This window comes from Erwinia wuhanensis, from assembly GCF_030484085.1.
Classification (GTDB): Bacteria; Pseudomonadota; Gammaproteobacteria; order Enterobacterales; family Enterobacteriaceae; genus Erwinia; species Erwinia aeris.
In genome coordinates, this window is sequence record NZ_JAUJUH010000001.1 from 100,211 (window position 1) to 118,326 (window position 18,116).

An 18,116-nucleotide genomic window follows, 5' to 3' on the forward strand; every position below is an offset into this window, starting at 1 on the left:
GGGGAAAATTACAGCGCGGCCATAATCTCGTCTGAGGTGCGTACACGACCCAGACGGGGGATAATATGCTTAAAGCTGCCGTTGTGCTCTTCGCTGCTGCCCGCGCTACAGATATCTTCCGCGACGATCAGGTTAAAGCCCAGCTCCCAGGCGTTACGGGCGGTAGATTCCACGCCGATATTGGTCGAGATGCCGCCCAGCACAATAGTATCAATACCGCGACGACGCAGCTGCAGCTCCAGATCGGTGCCGTAAAACGCGCCCCACTGATGTTTGATCACTTCAATATCGCTGTCCTGTTTGCCCAGGGCTGCCGGCCAGTCCCACCAGTTTTCCGGCAGCGGGCCGCCGTGGCTGTTATCAACTACCTGCTTCGGCGCGTCGCCGAAATCTTTCGCCCAGCCCACGCGCACCAGCACGACGGGCGCATTGACGGCGCGGAATTTATCGGCCAGCTTTGCCGAACGGGCCACCACGTCTTCTGCCTTATAAGGGCCGCCAGCGAAAGGCAGAATGCCTTCCTGCAAATCGATCAGCACCAGCGCGGTGGTTGCAGCGTTTAATTCCAACATACTTGCTCCGGGTGTTTGGGGAAAACCGTTGAGAATACAGGCAGTCAGCCTTAATGCGCGATAACAACAATGTCAGAGACGCGGGAAATTTGTTAGCTTTTGTGAGGCGCAGGCTAATTGTAGCGACTTTCGGCATAGCTTGCAGGAAGCGACTCTTATCGCGCCGGGCTTTTTCCATTATAATAGCCGCCTTTTTCGCGGCGGCATCGCCCCGAACAGATAACTAAAGATGCTGCCCGCGAGCGGCGAAGTTAAAAGGATAGCGTTATGCGTACCGAGTATTGCGGACAGATCAACCTGTCTCACGTAGGCCAACAGGTGACACTTTGCGGATGGGTTAACCGCCGCCGCGATCTGGGCAGCCTGATCTTCATCGATATGCGCGACCGTGAAGGCATCGTGCAGGTCTTTTTCGATCCCGATCGCCAGGAAGCCTTTCAGCTGGCCTCTGAACTGCGTAACGAGTTCTGTATCCAGCTGATCGGCACCGTGCGTGCGCGTGACGAAAAAAACAAAAACAGCGAGATGGCAACGGGCGAAGTAGAAGTGTTCGCCACCGATCTGACCATTATCAACCGCGCCGAGCCGCTGCCACTGGATCCCAATCAGACCAACAGCGAAGAAGCGCGCCTGAAATATCGCTATCTGGATCTGCGTCGTCCGGATATGGCGCAGCGCCTGAAGGCCCGCGCGAAAATCACCAGCTTCGTGCGCCGCTTTATGGACGACAACGGCTTTCTGGATATCGAAACGCCGATGCTGACCAAAGCCACGCCGGAAGGCGCGCGCGACTATCTGGTGCCGAGCCGCGTGCACAAAGGCAAATTCTATGCGCTGCCGCAGTCGCCTCAGCTGTTCAAGCAGCTGCTGATGATGTCCGGCTTCGACCGCTACTATCAGATCGTCAAATGCTTCCGCGATGAAGATCTGCGCGCCGACCGCCAGCCTGAATTTACCCAGATCGACGTCGAAACCTCCTTTATGACCGCGCCACAGGTGCGGGAAATCATGGAGAAAATGGTGCGCGAGCTGTGGCAGGACGTGAAAGGCGTCGATCTGGGCGATTTCCCGATGATGACCTTCGCCGAAGCGATGCGCCGTTACGGTTCCGACAAGCCGGATCTGCGTAACCCGATGGAGCTGGTGGACGTGGCAGACCTGCTGAAAGACGTAGAGTTCAAGGTCTTCTCCGGCCCGGCCAACGATGCCAAAGGCCGCGTCGCCGCGCTGCGCGTGCCGGGCGGTGCTCAGCTCAGCCGCAAGCAGATTGATGAATACGGCAAGTTTGTCGAAATCTACGGCGCGAAAGGCCTGGCGTGGATGAAAGTCAACGAACGCGCCAAAGGTCTGGAAGGCGTCAGCAGCCCGGTCGCCAAGTTCCTGAACGCGGACATCGTGGAAGCGATCCTGAGCCGTACCGAGGCCGCTGACGGCGACGCGATCTTCTTTGGCGCGGACAGCGAGAAAATCGTGGCCGACGCGCTGGGCGCGCTGCGCCTGAAGCTGGGTCGCGACCTGGATATTACCAACGGCAACGCCTGGGCGCCGCTGTGGGTCGTTGACTTCCCAATGTTTGAAGACGACGGCGAAGGCGGGCTGACTGCGATGCACCATCCGTTCACCGCGCCGCGCGACATGACACCAATCGATCTGAAAAACGCGCCGGAAACGGCGATCGCCAACGCCTATGACATGGTGATCAACGGCTACGAAGTGGGCGGCGGCTCGGTGCGTATTCACCGTGGCGACATGCAGCAGACGGTATTCGGCATTCTGGGCATCACCGAGCAGGAGCAGCGTGAGAAGTTCGGCTTCCTGCTGGATGCGCTGAAGTTCGGTACGCCGCCGCACGCTGGTTTAGCCTTTGGTCTGGATCGTCTGGTTATGCTGTTAACCGGCACCGACAACATCCGCGACGTTATCGCCTTCCCGAAAACCACGGCGGCGGCCTGCCTGATGACCGAAGCGCCAAGCTTCGCCAATCCGGCTTCGCTGACGGAGCTGGGGATCCAGGTGATAAAAAAGGATAAGCCTGAGAGCAACTAAGATGGCTTTCAAGCGGCCCGTATCGGTTCTGGTGGTGATCTTCGCCCGCGATACCGGGCGGGTGCTGATGCTGCAACGGCGCGACGATCCGGATTTCTGGCAATCCGTTACCGGCAGTCAGGAAGAGGGCGAAAGCCTGGCGGAAACCGCGCGGCGGGAAGTGCTGGAAGAAACAGGGATTGATATCAACGCCGGGCAGCTCACATTAGTGGACTGCCGGCGTCGGATAGAATTCGAAATCTTTGCGCATTTTCGCCACCGCTACGCGCCGGAGGTCACGCATAACAGCGAACACTGGTTTTATCTGGCGCTGCCTGCCGAACAGCCGGTCACGCTAAGCGAGCATCTGGCCTGGCGCTGGATGGCGGCCGCAGAAGGTGCGGCGCTGTGCAAGTCCTGGAGCAACCGCCAGGCCATTGAAGAATTTGTAGTTTAGCTCCCTGGCTTCTGGCTAATGGCCGGGTAAAGGGATGGAATTAGTTAAATGTTCAGGCTTTTATCGGCGCGGTGAGTTTGTTCGCTGCCGGCATGCGTCCGTGAGGACTGCGGACACTGCCAGCGGACAACATCACGCGCAGGATAGCCTGTCCGATCTATATCTGGAGAAAGAGTTAATGGCTGGTCACAGTAAATGGGCTAACACCAAGCACCGTAAAGCGGCTCAGGATGCCAAACGCGGTAAAATTTTCACCAAAATTATCCGCGAGCTGGTTACGGCAGCTAAGCTGGGCGGCGGCGATCCGGGTTCTAACCCGCGCCTGCGCGCGGCAATGGATAAGGCGCTGTCCAACAACATGACGCGCGATACCATGAACCGTGCTATCGCGCGCGGCGTGGGCGGCGAAGACGACAGCAACATGGAAACCATCATCTATGAAGGCTATGGTCCTGGCGGCACGGCGGTGATGGTGGAATGCCTGAGCGACAACCGCAACCGTACCGTTTCCGAAGTGCGTCACGCCTTCACCAAAACCGGCGGCAACCTGGGCACCGACGGCTCCGTGGCCTATCTGTTTACCCGCAAAGGCGTGATCTCTTTCGCTCCGGGTCTGGAAGAAGACGCCCTGATGGATGCCGCGCTGGAAGCGGGTGCGGACGACGTGGTGACCTATGACGACGGCGCGATGGATGTCTTTACCGCGTGGGAATCGCTGGGCGAAGTGAAAGACGCGCTGGCCGCAGCGGGCCTGACTGCCGACAGCGCCGAAGTCACCATGATCCCTTCCACCAAAGCGGATATGGATGCGGAAACGGCGCCGAAGCTGCTGCGCCTGATCGATATGCTGGAAGATTGCGACGACGTGCAGGAAGTTTACCATAACGGCGAGATCTCCGACGAGGTCGCGGCAACGCTGTAATGGCGCACTTCACGCAACGGCCGGGAGAGGCGTAATGGCGATCATTTTAGGTATCGATCCCGGCTCGCGGATAACCGGCTACGGTATTATCCGTCAGGTAGGTCGCCAGTTGACCTACCTGGGCAGCGGCTGCATCCGCACCAATTCGACCGATCTGCCGTCCCGCCTGAAGCTGATTTATGCGGGCGTCAGCGAGATTATCACCCAGTTTCAGCCGGAATACTTCGCCATTGAGCAGGTCTTTATGGCGAAAAACGCCGATTCGGCGCTGAAGCTGGGCCAGGCTCGCGGCGCGGCCATCGTGGCGGCGGTCAATCACGATCTGCCGGTGTTCGAATACGCCGCGCGTCAGGTCAAGCAAACCGTGGTCGGCATCGGCAGCGCAGAGAAAAGCCAGGTGCAGCATATGGTGAAAACGCTGCTGAAGCTCTCCGCCAGCCCGCAGGCGGATGCGGCAGATGCGCTGGCTATCGCCATCACCCACTGCCATCTCAGCCAGAATATTAACCGGCTGGGCGAAGGCAAACTCAACCTGGCGCGCGGTCGCCTGCGTTCCTGATAAGCTGGATATCTATCCAGCTTTTTTTATGATATAAATCCCCGCATTAACACATTTCTGAAGGAAGCTTACGGTGATAGGTCGTCTGAGAGGCAAGATTCTGGAAAAACAGCCGCCGCTGGTGCTGTTGGAAGTCGGCGGCGTGGGTTATGAAGTGCATATGCCGATGACCTGTTTTTATGAGCTTCCCGAGCTGGATCACGAAGCAACGCTGTTCACCCACTTTGTGGTGCGCGAGGACGCGCAGCTGCTGTTCGGTTTCAACAGCCGTCAGGAGAGAGCGCTGTTTCGCGAGCTGATCAAGGTTAACGGCGTTGGGCCAAAGCTGGCGCTGGCGATCCTGTCCGGCATGTCGGCGCAGCAGTTTGTTACGGCCGTAGAGCGCGAAGAGATCGCCTCGCTGGTGAAGCTGCCGGGCGTGGGCAAAAAGACCGCCGAGCGTCTGGTGGTCGAAATGAAAGACCGCTTTAAAGGGATGCATGGCGACCTGTTTGCCGCCGATGCGCCTTTCGCGCTGACCAGCGAAGTGCAGGCGCCTGCCGCAGGCAACAGCGCGGAAGAGGAAGCCGTTGCCGCACTGGTGTCGCTGGGGTATAAACCTCAGGAAGCCAGCCGGATGATCGGCAAAGTCGGCCGCCCGGATGCAGATTGTGAAACGCTGATCCGTGAAGCCCTGCGCGCAGCTATTTGAGGTAAAGCATGATTGAAGCCGATCGCCTGGTATCGCCGGGAACCTTCAGCGAAGAAGAAGTCATTGATCGCGCCATCCGGCCGAAGCTGCTGGAAGAGTATGTCGGCCAGCCGGTAGTGCGCGAGCAGATGGAGATCTTTATCCAGGCCGCCAAAATGCGCGGCGACGCGCTGGATCATCTGCTGGTCTTCGGCCCGCCGGGGCTGGGGAAAACCACGCTGGCCGGGATCGTCGCCAACGAGCTGGGCGTCAACCTGCGCACCACCTCCGGGCCGGTGCTGGAGAAAGCGGGCGACCTGGCCGCCATGCTGACCAACCTTGAACCGCACGACGTGCTCTTTATTGATGAGATCCATCGTCTTTCGCCGGTGGTGGAAGAGGTGCTTTATCCGGCGATGGAAGACTATCAGCTGGATATTATGATCGGTGAAGGCCCGGCCGCGCGCTCCATCAAGCTTGATCTGCCGCCGTTTACCCTGATTGGCGCGACGACGCGGGCCGGCTCGCTAACGTCGCCGCTGCGTGACCGTTTCGGTATCGTGCAGCGTCTGGAGTTTTATCAGGTGAAAGACCTTCAGCATATCGTCGGCCGCAGCGCCAGCTGTCTGGGCCTGCCGCTGAGCGAAGAGGGCGCGCTGGAAATCGCCCGCCGCTCGCGCGGCACGCCGCGTATCGCCAACCGTCTGCTGCGCCGCGTCAGGGATTTCTCCGAGGTCAAAGCGCAGGGCAGCCTGAGCGGCGACGTGGCCGCCAGAGCGCTGGATATGCTGAACGTGGACACGGAAGGCTTTGATTACATGGACCGCAAGCTGCTGCTGGCGATCATCGATAAGTTTACCGGCGGCCCGGTCGGGCTGGACAACCTGGCGGCGGCGATCGGCGAAGAGCGCGAAACCATTGAGGATGTGCTGGAGCCTTATCTGATCCAGCAGGGCTTTATTCAGCGCACGCCGCGCGGCCGGATGGCGACGCAGCATGCCTATAAGCACTTCGGCATCACGCGGGAAGAGTAAGCCATAAAAAAACCGGTCAGCGACGACCGGTTTTTTCTTTCCCTGACGGACGTTTCAGACCGCCGGTTTTTTTACCATGCTGAGCATAAACATCAGCGACGCGCCCAGCACCACCGACGGCCCGGCCGGCGTATCGTAAAAGGCGGAGAAGGTCAGGCCGGCAGTCACCGCCAGAATCCCCACCAGCACCGCGACCCCAGCCATCTGCTCCGGCGAGCGCGCAAACCGTCGTGCCGTTGCGGCAGGAATGATCAGCAGCGAGGTGATAATCAACGCGCCGACGAACTTCATCGCCACGCCGATGGTCAGCGCCGTTACCAGCATCAACACCATCTTAGTCCGCTGGATATTGACGCCGTCTACCTGGGCCAGCTCCGGGCTGATGGTCATGGAAAGCAGCGAGCGCCAGTTAGCCGCCAGCACCGCCAGCACCACGACCACGCCAGCGGCGATGGTATAAAGATCGGTCGGCGTTACGGCCAGCAGATCGCCGAACAGATAGGCCATCAGATCCACCCGCACGCCGGACATCAGGCTGACCACCACCAGGCCCAGCGACAGCGCGCTGTGCGCCATAATGCCCAGCAGCGTATCGATAGCCAGATGCGGCCGACGCTCCAGCCAGACCAGCAGCAGCGCCAGCAGCAGCGTAACGGCGATCACCGCATAAAACGGGCTGACGTTCAGCAACAGTCCAAAAGCCACGCCAAGCAGTGAAGCGTGCGCCAGCGTATCGCCAAAATAGGACATGCGGCGCCAGACCACAAACGAGCCGAGCGGGCCAGCCGCCAGCGCCAGAAAGAAACCCGCCAGCCAGCCGGGCAGCAACAGTTCAATCACTTGGTTTGTCCTCTGCGTAAAACGATACGTCCCTGAAGGTCGTGACGATGGTTATGCTGATGGCGATAGATAGCCAGCTGCTCGGCGCCGCGCGGGCCAAACATAGAGATAAATTCCGGATGCTGAGAGACCGCCTCCGGCGTACCGGAACAGCAGATATGCTGATTCAGGCACAGCACCTCGTCGGTCTTTGCCATTACCAGATGCAAATCATGGGAAACCATCAGCACGCCACAGTTCAGCTCGCGCCGTAGCTGATCGATCAGATCGTAAAGCGCCACCTGGCCGTTCACGTCAACGCCCTGCGTCGGCTCGTCCAGCACCAGCAGCTGCGGCTGGTTGAGCAGGGCGCGGGCCAGCAGCACGCGCTGCATTTCCCCGCCGGAGAGCTTTTGCAGCGGCGCGTCCACCAGCTGTGCGGCCTGCACCCTTTTCAGCGCGGGCAGGATATCGCCGCGCTTGACGCCGCCGCGCAGCAGCATAAAGCGCTCGACGGTCAGCGGCAGCGTAGCGTCCAGATGAATTTTTTGCGGCACGTAGCCAATACGCAGCTGTTCGTGGCGCACCACGCTGCCTCGCGTTGGCGAAATCAGTCCCAGTACCACGCGCACCAGCGTAGACTTACCGGCACCGTTAGGCCCGAGCAGCGTTAATATTTTGCCCGGCTCCAGCGTCAGCGAAACGTTAGAAAGCACGGCGCGCTGACCAAAGCTGACGGAAATTTTTTCAAGGCTAATCAGTGAGGTCATAGTGATTACGGGTTGCAGAAGTTATCGAATGTTATAATATCACAATTCTTCGACCTGTCACGATGGACTGAATCATTATGTTACATAAAACCAAGCCCTTGTTAACGCTGCTTTCTGCCCTGGGATTTGCCGCTTCGCTGACCTCTACCGCCCAGGCTGCGGTAGTGGCCTCTGTTAAACCGTTGGGCTTTATCGCTGCCGCTATTGCCGATGGCGTTACGCCGGTGGAAATTTTACTGCCGGATGGGGCTTCAGAGCATGACTACGCGCTGCGTCCTTCGGACATTAAACGCCTGCAGAGCGCGGATCTTGTGGTCTGGATCGGGCCGGAAATGGAGGCTTTCTTGCCGAAGGCGGTCGCCGCGCTGCCCGCGCAAAAAAACCTCGAACTGGCTGAGTTAACGGCGGTTAAACCCCTGCTGGTTCGTGGGGCGGATGACGATGCGCACGAGCATGAGGAGGGCGCTGAAGCAGCGGATGAACATGCCCATGCACACCACCACGGCGAATATAATATGCACTTGTGGATGTCCCCGGAAATCGCAAGGCAATCTGCGGTTGCAATCCATGCAAAATTATTGGAACTTATGCCGCAGAGCAGAGACAAACTAGACGCGAACCTGCAGCATTTTGAGGCAGAATTGGCCACGGCTGATACGCAAATAGCCGCTCAGCTTGAGCCGGTAAAAGGGAAGGGTTATTTCGTTTTTCACGATGCTTACACCTACTTTGAAAAACATTTCGGTCTGACTCCTGCGGGTCATTTTACCGTCAACCCTGAAATCCAGCCCGGCGCTCAGCGTTTACATCAAATTCGAACAGAGTTGGTTGAGCAAAAGGCCGTCTGCGTCTTTGCTGAGCCACAATTCAGGCCGGCCGTGATCGATGCTGTTGCCAGAGGAACCAAAGTGCGTACAGGAACGCTGGATCCGCTGGGAACGGACATCACTCCGGGAAGAGACAGCTATGTGAAATTCCTCTCACAGCTGTCCAGCCAGTACGCGAGCTGCCTGAAAGGAGCTTAGAGGAACTAATACGTGCAGCAAATTGCCCGCGCTGTCGCTATGGCGTTTAATACATTGCCGCGAACCCACCGCGTTATGCTGGGTTCGCTCACCGTTGTTACGCTGGCCGTCTCCGTATGGCGGCCTTTCGTTTACCATCCCACCGTCAGCGGTGAAAATCCGATCGTCAAAAGCATAGAGCTGGATAAAGAACAGCTGCGTACGCTGTTGCCGGAAGCCAGCGAGCCAATCGATCAGGATATGCCTTCGCCTGATGACGACGTGCCGAAAGATGAGATAGACCAGGATGTGCCCAGCGAAACCGGCACGCATGATTACGTGGTGTCATCGGGAGATACGTTAAGCAGCGTTCTTAATCAGTATGGCATCGATATGGGAGATATCAACCAGCTGGTCAAGGTGGATAAGGATCTGCGTAACCTGCAAATTGGTCAGCAGCTCTCCTGGACGTTAACCGACGACGGCCAGCTGCAGCGGCTGACCTGGGAAGCGTCGCGCCGCGAAACCCGCACCTACGATCGTTCCGGCAACACCTTTAAATCCTCCGCTGCGGTTCAGCAGGGCGAGTGGCAAAACAACGTGCTCTCCGGCACGGTGGAGGGCAGTTTCGTGACCAGCGCGCGAAACGCCGGGCTGAGCAGCGGCGAAATCAGCGCCGTGATCAAAGCGTTGCAGTGGCAGATGGACTTCCGTAAGTTGCGTAACGGCGACCGTTTCTCCGTGCTGATGTCGCGCGAGATGATGGATGGCAAGAGCCAGCAGAGCCGCCTTGCCGGCGTTCGTCTGCAAACCGGCGGCAAAGACTACTATGCGATTCGCGCTGCCGACGGCAAATTCTACGATCGCAGCGGCGCCGGACTGGCGCACGGCTTTATGCGCTTCCCGACGGCCAGACAGTATCGCGTGTCGTCCAACTTCAACCCGCATCGCCTGAATCCGGTGACCGGTCGTGTCGCGCCGCATAAGGGCGTGGACTTCGCTATCCCGCTGGGCACGCCGGTGCTGGCGGTAGGCGACGGTGAAGTGATCGTGGCGAAACGCAGCGGCGGCGCGGGCAACTATGTTGCCATTCGTCATGGCCGTCAGTATATGACGCGCTATATGCATATGAAAAAGCTGCTGGTGAAGCCAGGCGATAAAGTGAAGCGCGGCGAGCGCGTTGGTTTGAGCGGCAATACCGGTCGCTCAACGGGGCCGCATCTGCACTTTGAAGTCTGGATCAACAACCAGGCCGTCAATCCGCTTACGGCGAAGCTGCCGCGTATGGAAGGGCTGACCGGTAAAGACCGCAGCGATTATCTGGCGCAGGTTCGCGAAGTCACGCCACAGCTGCGCTTTAAGTAAGCATTAACTTTCCCGCCAAAAAAGCCGACGCTTTAGCCGTCGGCTTTTCTTTATGGGTAAAATGAGGCGGGCATTGCAAAATTGTGCGTCGGCACTATCATTAGCCGCTCAGAATTTGAGGCGAGTGCATGGAAAACAAGAAAAGCAATAATGAATTTATTCCCACCTTTCGGAAATCCTTTCTGCTGCCGCGCTATTGGGGAAGCTGGCTGGCGATTGGGCTTTGCGCCGGAATGGCCTGGCTCCCGGCAAAAATGCGGGATCCGTTACTGGGCGCGCTGGGGCGCTTCGCCGGAAAATACGCGAAGAGCGCGCGACGTCGTGCGCAAATCAATTTGTTTTACTGTATGCCTGAGGTAGCAGAAGCCGATCGCGAAAAAATCATTGATGAAATGTTCGCCACGGCGCCGCAGTCTATAGTGATGATGGCCGAGCTGGCTCTGCGTCCGGCCCATGCAGTGCAGCGTATCACCTGGCATAATAAAGAAATTATTGAGCAGATCGGCGCGCAAAATCAGAACATCATCTTTCTGGTACCGCACGGCTGGGCGGTGGATATCCCGGCAATGGCGCTGGCTTCGGAAGGGCATAAAATGGCGGCCATGTTCCATCACCAGCGGAACCCGGTAATGGACTATATCTGGAACGCGGTGCGCCGCCGTTTTGGCGGCCGTATGCACTCCCGGGATAACGGCATCAAGCCGTTTATCAGCTCGGTGCGCCAGGGATACTGTGGCTATTACTTACCGGATGAGGATCATGGCGCAGAGCACAGCGAATTCGTGGATTTCTTCGCCACCTACAAGGCCACGCTGCCTGCGTTAGGCAGGCTGATGAAGGTCTGCCGTGCCCGCGTGGTGCCGCTGTTCCCGGTTTACAACAGCAAAACGCATCGGCTGGATATCTATTTGCGCTCGCCAATGGACGATCTGCTGGCAGCGGATGATAAAACGCTGGCGCGCAGAATGAATGAGGAAGTGGAGCTTCTGGTGCGGCCTAATCCTGAGCAGTACGCCTGGATTTTGAAGCTGCTGAAGACCCGCAAAGAGGGTGAGACTGAGCCTTACCGCCGCAAAGATCTTTTCCCTAAAAAATAAAAAAAGCCCCGCCGTCTGGCGGGGCTTTTTTACTGTGCCAGCGCTATCCGTCGGTTACGCTCGCGCAGAAAGGCTTTCACCAGCCAGAACCAGAGCAGTCCGCAGGCCAGATTGACCAGGCTGAACCAGAAGCTGCCGCCGCTGAAATAGGCGCTTTTCACCGCTTCGATCCCTAACGTAAAGACCAGAATACTTACCATGCCCAGCATCGCGGCGACGCTGCCTTTGCCCGACGAGCTGGAAAACAGCGTCAGGCGGTAAAGGCCGGCGTTAACCAGCCCCGTGCCAAAACCGTACAGGCTCAGGCCTGCGGTAAGCCAGAGGTAGCTGTGGGCGTTCAGCGCGCTGGCAAGCGTTGCTACCGCCAGGCCAATCAGGATCGGCCACGTGGCCAGCTTCAGCGGCTGCTCAATCGGTACGCGGCCGGACAGACGGCCCAGGGTCAGATTGCCGATAATCATCGCCACAAACACCGGCAGCTGGAGCAGCGCGTAGGTCATACGGGAAAGATGCTCGTCATGGATCAGGATCACCGGCGACAGCGCTACCCAGCCCAGGCAGGGGATACTGACCAGGCCGATAGCCAGCGAACCGCTCATCACCTGGCGATCCCGCACCAGGCTAAGATAGCCTTTGCCCAGCGACTTAACTGAAACGGAGGTGCTGCGGTCGCCCGCAGTTTCCGGCATCGTTCGCCACAGGCCGACCAGCGCCACCGCGCTGACGGCGCCGAACAGCCAGAACATCGTACGCCAGTCGCCCACCGAGAGAAAGGCGGCACCGGCCAGCGGGCCTGCCAACGGTGCCAGTAGCGCTACGTTAGCCATCAGCGCCATCATTTTCACGCTCAGGGCTTCGTTAAAGGCTTCCTGGATGGCGGCATAGCCGACCGCGCCAATAAAACAGAGGCTGGTGCCCTGCAGGAAGCGCATCAGAATAAACTGCCCGACGGAGCCGACCCAATGCGTCCCCACGCAGGCCAGGGTAAAAAAGGCCACGCCTGCCAGCATCACCGGCCTGCGGCCAAGCTTGTCGGAAAGCGGCCCCAGCAGCCATTGCAGCACGATGCCGCCGGCCAGATAGGCGGTTAGCGAGGCGGAAACCCATTCCGGGCCGACGCCGAACTCGTTGGTCACCAGCAGCATTCCGGGCTGGATCATGTCATGGGCGATATAGCTGGCGAACTCAAACAGCACCAGCGAAAGGGGAAAAATCAAATGGCGACGAGTGATGGCCGTCACCGGAACAAAAGCGGGCATTAAGGCTCCTTCCAGAGTAAACAGGATCTAAATCGCGACAGCATACGGGAGTTGTATGACGGGCGGACAAAAAGTTGCTGAAAAAATAGCGGAAAAGGGAACAGCAGGGTGGAAAAAGTTATCGGGCGCGAAGGCCCGATAACCGTAAGCGTTATTCTACCCGCAGCACGCGGCTGGTATTGGTGGTGCCGGTGGTGCTCATAACGTCGCCCTGGGTGACGATGACCAGATCGCCAGACATCAGGAAGCCTTTATCACGCAGCAGATTAATCGCATCATGCGCCGCAACCACGCCGTCATTGTTGCTGTCGAAATAGACCGGCGTCACGCCGCGATACAGCGCGGTGAGGTTTAACGTGTGCTCATGGCGCGACATCGCAAAAATCGGCAGGCCGGAAGTGATGCGTGAGGTCATCAGCGCGGTGCGGCCGGACTCCGTCATGGTGATAATCGCGGTAACGCCCTGAAGATGGTTGGCGGCGTACATCGCGGACATGGCGATGGCCTCTTCGATATTGTCGAACTGCACGTCCAGACGGTGCTTGGAGACGTTGATACTCGGGATTTTCTCCGCGCCAAGGCAGACCTTAGCCATGGCTGTGACGGTTTCCGCCGGATACTGGCCCGCTGCGGTTTCCGCCGACAGCATAACGGCATCGGTTCCGTCCAGCACGGCATTCGCCACGTCCATAACTTCTGCGCGCGTCGGCATAGGATTGGTGATCATCGACTCCATCATTTGGGTTGCGGTGATAACCGAACGGTTCAGCTGGCGAGCGCGGCGGATCAGCGCTTTCTGGATGCCGACCAGTTCCGGATCGCCAATTTCAACGCCCAAATCGCCCCTGGCGACCATCACCACGTCCGACGCCAGGATAATGTCATCCATGGCTTCCTGCGACGCTACGGCTTCCGCCCGTTCAACTTTAGACACGATTTTCGCCTCGCAGCCTGCTTCGCGAGCCAGACGGCGAGCGTAATTCAGATCTTCGCCGCAGCGTGGGAAGGAGACGGCCAGATAATCCACGTCGATTTTAGCGGCGGTGATAATGTCCGCTTTATCTTTTTCCGTCAGCGCGTCGGCAGACAGCCCGCCGCCCAGCTTATTGATGCCTTTATTATTGGAAAGCGGGCCGCCGACGGTGACTTCGGTAAAGACTTTCATGCCCTGGACTTCCAGTACTTTCAACTGTACGCGGCCGTCGTCCAGCAGCAGGATATCGCCCGGCACAACGTCGGCCGGCAGGCCTTTATAGTCGATGCCTACCTTTTCTTTATCGCCTTCGCCTTTACTCAGGCTGGCATCCAGCAAAAAGCGGTCGCCCTGGTTAAGGAAGACTTTGCCTTCTTTAAAGGTGGATACACGAATTTTAGGGCCCTGAAGATCGCCCAGAATGGCCACATGACGGCCCAGCTTTGCCGCAATTGCGCGCACGTTGCTGGCGCGCTGCATATGATCTTCTGGCGTCCCGTGTGAGAAGTTAAGTCGAACCACGTTGGCCCCGGCAGCGATAATTTTTTCGAGATTATTGTCGCGATCGGTAGCCGGACCCAGGGTGGTAACGATCTTGGTTCTTCTTAAACGTCGAGTCATGGGGAGTTCCTTGTGTTTAAAAACCACGGATGAAAGGTCAGGCCGTCACCCGCGGTGCATCTGTGCACATCTATACTGATGAAACAAAGCGGGAACCGTTCTGTTTCTTTTAGTATTGGTTCTGCAGACGGGCGGCAAAGCCCTCAATGGATACAATACTGGGACGCGTGGCTGAAGTCACCACCTTGTCTCCGTCCGCCGCCGCAATTTTAACAGGCGGCGTAATCTCACCAGACGATCCGGTAGCAAAAAGGGAGCAAAAAGCTTAAGCGATTATTCCGATTCTGAAGAAAAAAACCGCCGAGAAAATGCCTTAAATTAGCCGTGTTTTCCGACAGACTGTAGCCACTCTGTACGCCGCTATTCTCACGGGCGCAGCATTTAATGCCAGAGCGAAGCCGCAAACCAACGGATAGTAGCGACTAATTTATCAACAGTAATCATTCACAACGCTCGCGAAATAATTATCACTTAAGTTTATTATCCACAGAGAGGACTTTCACGCTTAAAACAAAAGTGGAATTTGGTCGCCGATGACAATGCCCAATGAGTAATAATGTTGACGTTAAAAAAACCAGGTGTTAAAACATAACCATATTATAACAATTGATTTATTATTTTGTATCAGGGGAATAACAATAATAACTTTTGTGAGGGTGTATGCCGTTCCAATACTATGAAGACGTTATCGAAGACCTGGACTTATATAAAATATCAAAAATCATCCTGGAAGGAAATGCTGATGGCAGAGTGCTTTATATCATTCGTAATGCGGTAGACCCGGCGGTCTGTGAAAAAATAAAAAGTAATTTTTATGAAATTATGCGGATAAAAGGCAATCACCGCCCGGATGACGGCTTTGTGAAAACAGAACAGATAGGTTCTTCACAATTCCATAAAACCGGAATGGAATACATCAATGCCACCCTGGAGTCGGATGCGGACGTTCTGAATTTATATCAGGGTATGTCTGATGATGTAGTGAGAACGCTTTATATGGATAAACAGCTGGAAAATTTCTTTTCTCAGGAAAAAATTTCTTATCGACCGTCGGCGTTTAAAAGCCATAATGCCAATTTTGCCACCACCAGACGATGGCTGGACAACGGTAATATGTCGTTATGGCCACATGATGACAGCGCCCAGTTAAAATTTGCTGAGCAAGACGGTTATGAAATTGCAGCGGCTAAAAACGTTATTTCTTCCAATCTGTGCGTTTGCGATGCTGCTAACGGCGGGGAACTGAAGGTGTGGAACTGTAGGCCGGATGACAATATCCGTAAAGAATTTGATGTTCTGGACACAGGTTATCCTTATCCATTGGCGTTCGCTGATAGCTTTGAAAGTTTCACAGTGCGTTTAAAACCTGGCGATCTTTATTTTCTCAATGCTTCCTATCTCCATGGCGTGACCAGTTCGGTAGAGAACGAGAGGATCAGCTCCGGTCGCTTTATCGGTTATATCGATAATAAAGTGGTCTGGTGGACGTAGAAAAATGGAAATAGATAATATTGTTCAGGATTTACAAGGGCAGGGTTACGCTAAGTTTAATCTTAAGAACTTCACAGATTTCACCATTGCTGAAGATGAGCTTAAAATTTTAAAGGCTAATTTTGCCGATATGCCTTTGGATACCTATTCTGAAGGAAATCGATTAAGAAATTATATTCAGGTTGCCTGGCAGAACAACGAGGTAACTTATGGAAAGTTTGAACCTTATCAGCAAACTAAAAGATATAATCCCGTAACAGGTGGCGTGGTCAGAGACTATCAAAATATCGGTGCGGAAATCCTCAAAACAGCGCTGTTCAATAAGATAGTGAAAACAGATATCGACATTGTAAAAAATATCGAAGACATGCCGCCCGTTGAAGAGTTAATGATTGGTGTACATCTGTTTCGCTATAACGCGGGAAAAGAACCGGCGTACAGTTCTCCTGCATGGCTACACAAAGATGATGAGGACGTCGTTTTTATGCATCTGGTGGATGTTTCGGAAGATCTTGTCGGCGGAGAAAGCATAATAGCTAAGCATCCTAAGAGGATTGACCGTGTATTAAGGATGAAAAAAACCTTTGATACGTTAGTGGTTAATCATCGCTGTTTTCATGCGGTCACGCCAATGAGTGTGCCAGAGGAATATGACGATAATGCATTTTTGCACAGGGATATCATCCTGGTAACTTTCCAAAAAAGGGAAACGGGTGAAGGTATTGAATGAAAATATAGCAATTGTTACCGGAAGTAATGGCGGTATTGGCAAAGAAATCGTTTACTCCCTGCTCGAGAGGAACTATCAGGTATTCGGACTGGATCTTGAAAACGATATAGTTCGTGATGGCTTTAAATTTATCAGAACGGATTTGATGGACCTGAATGCTCTGAATGAAAATTCATTCAATGACTTACCGTTCGGCGAATACAACCTTCTGATCAACGCTGCCGGTATCAGGGAGATCGTACCCTTGCTGGACCTGAGTCTTGAAAACTGGTCGGCTGTATATGCAATCAATACCACCGCGCCTTTTCTAATTTCGAGAAACTTTTGCAGAAAGCTGGTCGCACAAAACAAAGAGGGAAGTATTGTTAACATTGCTTCTGTAAGCGGGATTCTGGCTGAACCTGACAGAACCGCCTATGTCTCGTCGAAACATGCTTTAATTGGCCTGACAAAACAGTTCGCTCTGGAGTTTGGTCGTCAAGGAATAAGGTGTAACTCAGTATCACCGGCTATTACCCGTACGGGAATGACTGAACACTATTTTCATGAAGAAGCCACCATGAAAAAAATATACAGTGGAATGTATTCAACCCGAACAGGCGAACCCCAGGATATTGCCGCCGTGGTTAATCTGCTCTCCGACAGAAATTCGCAATTTATCAACGGCGCGAATTTTGTTATTGATGGCGGATGGACCTGCGGCAAAGATTTGTAATAGCGGTCTGTTAACAGCTGCGTTAAATAATTACTGGAGAATATCAGTGATCGAAACCGTATGGATTTCATGGGAAGAACAGCAGGGCCTGAAAAGACTGGCTGAAAGTTTTAAAGAGTTTGATGATGAGATGCTTTTTTCCTCGCTCTCAAGTCTGAAAGAACAAGTTAAAAATATCCTTAGCCCGGAGACGTTCGCCGCTCTAATTGGTTTTATGCCTGGTGAAGGAAATATTCTGCGCGTCAACGGTCTGCCTTTTGACTATAACGTTAAAGAGACACCTTATACCGGCTATGTTGATAACGCCGATCTGCCGATAGCCAGCGTCATGCAGTTTGCTGTTTTCGCAGCCTGCGGTATTTTCCCGATATCTTATCTGCGTGAGAACAAAGGGCTCCTGTTCCGTCACGTGGTGCCGACGCGAAAAAGGGCAAAAAGAGTCAGCTCTCACGGCAGCGCATTAACGTTGGATATGCATGTTTCAAATCCGATCCTGCCGATAATCCCGGAGGAAACCAATAATGTATCAGGTTCGCCGGAAATTTTATCTTTCTATGGTATACGCCCGGATCCGGACGTCTTCACAGAAGTCGTGGAGCTGGATGAGGTGTTGCAACAGCTTGAACAACGCGTTATTGACGAGCTATGTGAGAAAAAATACTACTTTCGGATGCCATCGTCATTTAATGGCGATGAGTTGAAAGGGCCGCTAGCTATCCTTGGCATCAAAGACGGGATGTACTACAACAGGACAGATATGGATACGGTTATTCCTGTTGACTATCCTGCGCTGGTCAGCTTAAACATTTTTATGGAAGCCACCAAGAAGGTTAAGCATTATCACCGCCTTCAGCTTCCACCAGGCGATATGTTGCTGTTTAAAAATCAGCGTACCCTGCATTCCCGACAGAAGTTTGTAGCCCGATATAACGGGCTGGATCGCTGGATGGTGCGCCTGTACGGTAGTGCAAACATGGCCCGCCATCACGCGGCAGATGAATCAAAAAGATACCTTGGGTTAACTTATTAATAT

At 55.1% G+C, this 18,116-nt stretch carries 18 protein-coding genes; 13 read left to right on the forward strand and 5 right to left on the reverse strand.

What is annotated here, in order from left to right:
- Positions 1-8 precede the first annotated feature (8 nt).
- Positions 9-572 carry a hydrolase gene (locus tag QZH36_RS00430; protein ID WP_301729440.1) on the reverse strand — a complete coding sequence of 188 codons (564 nt, stop codon included), beginning with the start codon at positions 570-572 and terminating at the stop codon, positions 9-11.
- A 267-nt stretch (positions 573-839) separates the two neighbouring features.
- Between QZH36_RS00430 and aspS the strand changes: the two genes are divergently transcribed.
- From aspS to ruvB, 6 genes are all read left to right on the forward strand, one after another.
- Positions 840-2,618: an aspartate--tRNA ligase gene (aspS, locus tag QZH36_RS00435; RefSeq protein ID WP_301729441.1), complete on the forward strand. Its 1,779-nt coding sequence runs from the start codon at positions 840-842 to the stop codon at positions 2,616-2,618.
- A gap of 1 nt (position 2,619) precedes the next feature.
- Entirely contained in the window at positions 2,620-3,054 is a 435-nt protein-coding gene (gene nudB / locus QZH36_RS00440; protein WP_253460715.1) for a dihydroneopterin triphosphate diphosphatase, read from the forward strand.
- Between the two features lie 178 nt (positions 3,055-3,232).
- Positions 3,233-3,976 carry a YebC/PmpR family DNA-binding transcriptional regulator gene (locus QZH36_RS00445; RefSeq protein WP_125287916.1) on the forward strand — a complete coding sequence of 248 codons (744 nt, stop codon included), beginning with the start codon at positions 3,233-3,235 and terminating at the stop codon, positions 3,974-3,976.
- A gap of 34 nt (positions 3,977-4,010) precedes the next feature.
- Complete coding sequence (gene ruvC / locus QZH36_RS00450; RefSeq protein WP_253460721.1) at positions 4,011-4,535, forward strand: crossover junction endodeoxyribonuclease RuvC; 525 nt, start codon at positions 4,011-4,013, stop codon at positions 4,533-4,535.
- Between the two features lie 73 nt (positions 4,536-4,608).
- Positions 4,609-5,226, forward strand: coding sequence for a Holliday junction branch migration protein RuvA (gene ruvA / locus QZH36_RS00455; protein ID WP_125287914.1), 618 nt, complete (start codon positions 4,609-4,611; stop codon positions 5,224-5,226).
- Positions 5,227-5,234: 8 nt separating this feature from the next.
- Positions 5,235-6,239: a Holliday junction branch migration DNA helicase RuvB gene (gene ruvB / locus QZH36_RS00460; RefSeq protein WP_125287913.1), complete on the forward strand. Its 1,005-nt coding sequence runs from the start codon at positions 5,235-5,237 to the stop codon at positions 6,237-6,239.
- 54 nt (positions 6,240-6,293) lie between these two features.
- Here ruvB and znuB read toward each other — a convergent pair whose 3' ends face one another.
- Together znuB and znuC are read right to left on the reverse strand one after the other, a co-directional pair.
- Positions 6,294-7,079: a zinc ABC transporter permease subunit ZnuB gene (znuB, locus tag QZH36_RS00465; protein WP_301729442.1), complete on the reverse strand. Its 786-nt coding sequence runs from the start codon at positions 7,077-7,079 to the stop codon at positions 6,294-6,296.
- Positions 7,076-7,828 (reverse strand): zinc ABC transporter ATP-binding protein ZnuC, encoded by a 753-nt coding sequence (znuC, locus tag QZH36_RS00470; RefSeq protein ID WP_253460726.1) that lies wholly within the window; start codon positions 7,826-7,828, stop codon positions 7,076-7,078. Before znuC ends, znuB begins: the two co-directional genes overlap by 4 nt.
- A 77-nt stretch (positions 7,829-7,905) precedes the next feature.
- Here znuC and znuA point away from each other — a divergent pair, with 77 nt between their 5' ends.
- The 3 genes from znuA (at position 7,906) to lpxM (ending at position 11,294) form a co-directional block, all read left to right on the forward strand.
- Complete coding sequence (gene znuA / locus QZH36_RS00475) at positions 7,906-8,853, forward strand: zinc ABC transporter substrate-binding protein ZnuA (protein WP_253460729.1); 948 nt, start codon at positions 7,906-7,908, stop codon at positions 8,851-8,853.
- A gap of 12 nt (positions 8,854-8,865) precedes the next feature.
- Positions 8,866-10,197 (forward strand): murein DD-endopeptidase MepM, encoded by a 1,332-nt coding sequence (mepM, locus tag QZH36_RS00480; protein WP_253460731.1) that lies wholly within the window; start codon positions 8,866-8,868, stop codon positions 10,195-10,197.
- A 128-nt stretch (positions 10,198-10,325) separates the two neighbouring features.
- The gene (gene lpxM / locus QZH36_RS00485) at positions 10,326-11,294 is read left to right on the forward strand and encodes a lauroyl-Kdo(2)-lipid IV(A) myristoyltransferase (RefSeq protein WP_301729443.1); all 969 of its coding nucleotides are present in this window, start codon (positions 10,326-10,328) and stop codon (positions 11,292-11,294) included.
- A gap of 29 nt (positions 11,295-11,323) precedes the next feature.
- Here the strand turns inward: lpxM and QZH36_RS00490 are convergent, their stop codons facing one another.
- Positions 11,324-12,553, reverse strand: coding sequence for an MFS transporter (locus QZH36_RS00490; RefSeq protein ID WP_301729444.1), 1,230 nt, complete (start codon positions 12,551-12,553; stop codon positions 11,324-11,326).
- 151 nt (positions 12,554-12,704) lie between these two features.
- Positions 12,705-14,147: a pyruvate kinase gene (gene pyk, locus QZH36_RS00495; protein WP_125287906.1), complete on the reverse strand. Its 1,443-nt coding sequence runs from the start codon at positions 14,145-14,147 to the stop codon at positions 12,705-12,707.
- A 660-nt stretch (positions 14,148-14,807) separates the two neighbouring features.
- On the opposite strand from pyk, the gene QZH36_RS00500 reads away from it, so the two are divergent.
- Genes QZH36_RS00500 through QZH36_RS00515 form a run of 4 tightly spaced genes read left to right on the forward strand, consistent with a single transcriptional unit; the run spans position 14,808 to position 18,113 of the window.
- Positions 14,808-15,638 carry a hypothetical protein gene (locus QZH36_RS00500; RefSeq protein ID WP_253460740.1) on the forward strand — a complete coding sequence of 277 codons (831 nt, stop codon included), beginning with the start codon at positions 14,808-14,810 and terminating at the stop codon, positions 15,636-15,638.
- Positions 15,639-15,642: 4 nt separating this feature from the next.
- Complete coding sequence (locus QZH36_RS00505; protein ID WP_301252192.1) at positions 15,643-16,368, forward strand: 2OG-Fe dioxygenase family protein; 726 nt, start codon at positions 15,643-15,645, stop codon at positions 16,366-16,368.
- Positions 16,352-17,083, forward strand: coding sequence for an SDR family NAD(P)-dependent oxidoreductase (locus tag QZH36_RS00510; protein WP_253460746.1), 732 nt, complete (start codon positions 16,352-16,354; stop codon positions 17,081-17,083). Before QZH36_RS00505 ends, QZH36_RS00510 begins: the two co-directional genes overlap by 17 nt.
- A gap of 46 nt (positions 17,084-17,129) precedes the next feature.
- Complete coding sequence (locus QZH36_RS00515; RefSeq protein WP_253460749.1) at positions 17,130-18,113, forward strand: TauD/TfdA family dioxygenase; 984 nt, start codon at positions 17,130-17,132, stop codon at positions 18,111-18,113.
- Positions 18,114-18,116: the final 3 nt, after the last annotated feature.